Source organism: Geobacillus sp. DSP4a (assembly GCF_013096875.1).
Taxonomy (GTDB): domain Bacteria; phylum Bacillota; class Bacilli; order Bacillales; family Anoxybacillaceae; genus Geobacillus; species Geobacillus thermophilus.
Map to the genome: position 1 here is coordinate 1 of NZ_SDLD01000104.1, position 1,907 is coordinate 1,907.

General features: G+C 38.1%; 1 protein-coding gene and 1 pseudogene. One reads left to right on the forward strand and one right to left on the reverse strand.

What is annotated here, in order from left to right; all coding sequences use genetic code 11:
• Positions 1 to 132: 132 nt before the first annotated feature.
• The gene (locus ETC02_RS16460; RefSeq protein WP_047817652.1) at positions 133 to 1,233 is read left to right on the forward strand and encodes an L-dopachrome tautomerase-related protein; all 1,101 of its coding nucleotides are present in this window, start codon (positions 133 to 135) and stop codon (positions 1,231 to 1,233) included.
• A gap of 395 nt (positions 1,234 to 1,628) precedes the next feature.
• Here ETC02_RS16460 and ETC02_RS17890 read toward each other — a convergent pair.
• Positions 1,629 to 1,907, reverse strand: a pseudogene (locus ETC02_RS17890) (hypothetical protein); the annotation flags it as partial.

The window sequence follows — 1,907 nt, forward strand, 5'->3', positions numbered from 1 at the left end:
GCGTACCCAGTCAATGTAAGATATACACATATTTAAGAAATAATGTTAGAAACTTTGTCGAAAAATATTTTTTTGACACCCCTGAAACGGCTACAACCGTTGATATATCAACATTTATAGAGGGAGGATATGATGATACCTATGTTAATGTTACCTAGTGAAAAATATTTTGGTAATTTTGAACTGGTTTATCCATTTTATGGGGCTATGCCTACAGGTGTTACTGTTTCAGAAACCGGTCGTATTTTCGTTTGCTTCCCGAGATGGGGAGACGATGTTAAATTTACGGTGGCGGAAATTGTTGAGGATAAATTGCTGCCTTATCCTAATTTACAAACCAATTTGGTTAACCCCGAGAATATCACAAGGACTTTTATCAGTGTCCAAAGTGTAGTTGCTGATGGAAGGGGAACACTTTGGGTATTAGATACAGCTGCACCCAATTTTTCTGAACCCATTAAAGGGGGGGCAAAATTAGTCGCTGTTGATCTAGAAACGAATACAATAAGAAAAGTATATACCTTTACAGAAGATGTTGTCTTGCCTACAACTTATTTGAATGATGTCCGTTTTGATTTTCGTGTTGGAAAAGCAGGGTATGCTTATATAACGGATTCTTCTTCAACAGGACCAGGAGCTATAATCGTCGTAGATTTAGCAGATGGAAACGCCTTCAGACGGTTAAATGGGGCAAATTCAACTTCACCCGATCCCTATTTTATACCGAAAGTAGAAGGAAAAGTATTAATGAATCGAAATAAAGATGGCAGTACTTCTCCATTTAGACTGGCTTCTGACGGTATTGCGATTTCGCCTGATGGAAGGGTATTATTTTTTTGTCCACTAACCAGTCGTCATCTGTTCTCGATCACAACAGAAGCCCTGAGAGACAGAAGCATACCGGACATGGAATTACCTTATTATGTGGAGTATTGGGGAGAAAAAGGTGCATCTGATGGAATGATCACTGATGCAAAGGGAAATGTTTATGCTGGAGATTATGAACACAACTGTATCCGCAAGATATTGCCAAATGGCACAATGGAAACGATCATACATGACCCGAGAATGTTGTGGCCGGATACTTTGTCAATTGGTCCGGATCAATATTTGTATGTCATTGTGAACCAATTACATCGACAGCCTAGATTTCATTATGGAAAAGACTTACGACAGAAACCTTATAGTTTACTTCGTATCAAAATTGATGAATTTCCTGCTCCGACCTTTTGATAATAAATAAACTTAAAATTAGGAACAGTTTATTTGGTAAATGTTAAACTGTTCCTTGAAATTTTTATAATGTTGGTAAGTTCAATTCTGTATTTATATTTCGGACTTACGATATATCTGGTTGAACATTTTTTTGTTTATGGTTTAAAAAATACTATCGCTTTATTATGGAGAGCTTAGTGACTCCTCCCTCAATGTCGTAAACAGTAGAAGACCTCGACCACACAAGGTACATTGTGATCGAGGTCTTCTACTACTAGTTTTTGGTCGGAGTCACTATGAAAGTCTGGATAGTGATCTATTGATGACTTATTGGTTAAATGCTATTATTAATAACCAAGAAGTAAAGAAACCAAGAAATAAAAAAGTAAAGAACCCGTGGTGCTAGTTGAGTCTTAACGCTCAACTAGCCCAAGAACAACAAGGGAGTAAGCCAGTAAAATACCATCCAGTGCCGTTTCAAATCCAGAAACCGAGTTCGCTCGAATCTCGGTGATCCGATACGAATCGACTAAAATCGAAAACACGGTTTCAATCACTTTGCGTTTGTTTTTTGCAAGCAAAAAGTGCAGAGAATTGCAAGAAAAAATACATAGGCTTGCTGGCTCAATGAATTTACCTTTCAACCGAGTGAGAAGGGAGCGACTGAACGGCAGAAAGCGCGTGCCGTAAGC

Bases quoted from the DNA above. Each gene is read 5' to 3' on its own strand.
- ETC02_RS16460 (WP_047817652.1), top strand. From the start codon at position 133: ATGATACCTATGTTAATGTTACCTAGTGAAAAATATTTTGGTAATTTT.